A 2,069-nucleotide genomic window follows, 5' to 3' on the forward strand; every position below is an offset into this window, starting at 1 on the left:
TCTGAAAATTGGTGACGTGCATCAACTTTGCCATACAGGTCCAGTTTATTGCCGTCTTTATTATATATTTCTGCGGAATGAGCTGCGCCTGCAACCAGTAATGCCGGGATAATAAGTGCCAATGCTTTTAATTTCATGATGTATTCCTTTATCATTTAATTGGATATTTGAATTTATTATATATGTATTTTCAATGAGTCAGACTCGTATTAATATTACCTACAGAGTTCCGTGGTTCTGTAGATAAATTATCGGTTTTAATTTTATTATTTATTACTAATTATTTCTGTCGGTATTATCAATATTTCGAATGAATGTTATAGTTAATTTCATATAAAATATGTATTTATAATTATATATTTTTCTGTGGTACTTTATTTCCGGGTTGTGGAATCATCACTGCAATCCTATTTACCCTTCCTTGGTTTTACTTATATTTTTTTTAGTCGCCGTTTTACCCCTGTTAACGGCGTTAGTATGTCGCCCCGCCTGACTGCGGGGCTTTTTTTTGCATAAAAAAACCCATAACCGGCGAAAGTTATGGGCTCAACAAATGAGAGAGAACTAAAATTTCTACGACGAGGTCAGAGAGACTTTCCACAACAACCTGCATAACAGATGTCACGGTTGCGTTATCCGCAGCGGAAACACCGGCTATTCAGGGTACAGCACATAATTTCAGGAGAAGGCTTCTCTCATGGCACAGCTCGTTCCAGTAACTGAACCGCAATAAACGGATATAACGATCAGGAGCGGCGAAACCAGGCCGGATCACTGTTCCCCACATCAATACCGTAAAGACAGCCTGTGGCGAGAAAGCTTTCCAGCAGACGGGATGTATCCTGCGCCCTCTCCGCTGGTGGATAACTGACCTTGCGGTGCGTGATACGTTGCCATAGCGAACGGCGCTCAGCAGTGTGTACAGTGATTGACATACAGGCCTCCGGTTAATCGCAGCTTTAAAATCAAAGCTTTCTTTAACGCTGGTTTCAAAATCGTGGCAAACGATGCCTGCCGCGGGAATGAACGTAGTAAACCTTTTATGAACGACAAACTGAACCAACCATTTTTGCTTTCTTTATGAAGTTTTGAACTATAACTCCCGCAGCCAAACGCCTTCGCAGAACAGTTTTGCACAGGCCAGACTTTGCTGATGACGTAATGCCGGATCTGCGGGATCTTGCGCGAATTGTACCAGCATGCCGGTAAAACATTGCGCGAGCATGACGGCAGAAATTTCTTTGCGGAAAAGTTTGCTTTGCTGATTTTGCACGAGGTTTTCTGCCATCAGGTTGATCAGCAAACGCTGTGTCTCTTGCGCCAGAGGTGGCAGCAAAAACACCTGCTGCGTCAGTTCATTGTTTTCAGCGAAAAAATTCAGCAACTTGCGAAAGCAGAGCGCCATCCGGTCCAGTACCTGATTTTCGGCAACGTCAGGCGCAATCTGTAATGAACGCACCAGTGCAGTCAGGCGTTCACGGAAAAGAACAATATTATTGCCGGTCATTTCTGCATCCTTACTCTCTTACACGTATGCCATTCTAAACGACTTGCTGGCAGGAACAGCCATTTGCGTTTGACCAAATCAGAAAAAGTTAATGACCGTGCTTAACAATTGCACATTGGGAGCGGCAGGCGTAAACCAGTGGATAGCTCACGCAACGGCACCGGGTCGGGTAGACCGTGTCTTGCGCGCAGCACCTGAAGAAGATACCGAATACATAGAGGATAGTCGTATGTCTAAAAATGGAAAAGTGGCTTTAGTGACAGGTGGTGGTCAGGGGATCGGCCGCGCGATTGCACTGCGTCTGGCGAAGGATGGTTTTGCTGTGGCCGTGGTGGATTTTAATGGGGAAACAGCGGAAAAAGTTGCCGAAGAAATTAATCATGCCGGTGGTAAAGCCATTGCTCAGTTGGCGGACGTTTCAGACCGGGAGCAAGTTTTTGCTGCCGTAGAAGCGGCCACCAGGCAACTCGGTGGTTTTGACGTCATCGTTAATAATGCCGGGATTGCGCCGACGACACTGATTGAAGACATCACCCCGGAAATCGTCGATAAAGTTTATAAT

3 protein-coding genes and 1 pseudogene are annotated in these 2,069 nt (G+C 45.0%); 1 reads left to right on the forward strand and 3 read right to left on the reverse strand.

From position 1 onward, the window contains the following. The 3 genes and pseudogenes from AC1DUO_RS24370 to AC1DUO_RS24380 form a co-directional block, all read right to left on the reverse strand. Nucleotides 1–137 (reverse strand): annotated as a pseudogene (locus AC1DUO_RS24370) (porin); the annotation flags it as partial. Nucleotides 138–746: 609 nt separating this feature from the next. Then, nucleotides 747–935 (reverse strand): hypothetical protein, encoded by a 189-nt coding sequence (locus AC1DUO_RS24375; protein ID WP_013577816.1) that lies wholly within the window; start codon nucleotides 933–935, stop codon nucleotides 747–749. A gap of 158 nt (nucleotides 936–1,093) precedes the next feature. Next, nucleotides 1,094–1,507, reverse strand: coding sequence for a hypothetical protein (locus tag AC1DUO_RS24380; protein ID WP_119262438.1), 414 nt, complete (start codon nucleotides 1,505–1,507; stop codon nucleotides 1,094–1,096). Between the two features lie 229 nt (nucleotides 1,508–1,736). Here AC1DUO_RS24380 and AC1DUO_RS24385 point away from each other — a divergent pair. Then, nucleotides 1,737–2,069 (forward strand): SDR family NAD(P)-dependent oxidoreductase (locus AC1DUO_RS24385; protein ID WP_477989168.1); only part of this gene is annotated, 333 nt, incomplete at its 3' end.

The sequence above is a fragment of the Rahnella sp. P4_A8 genome (assembly GCF_056402435.1).

Coding starts and splice junctions, on each gene's coding strand:
- AC1DUO_RS24375 (WP_013577816.1), bottom strand. CDS start 935: ATGTCAATCACTGTACACACTGCTGAGCGCCGTTCGCTATGGCAACGT.
- AC1DUO_RS24380 (WP_119262438.1), bottom strand. CDS start 1,507: ATGACCGGCAATAATATTGTTCTTTTCCGTGAACGCCTGACTGCACTG.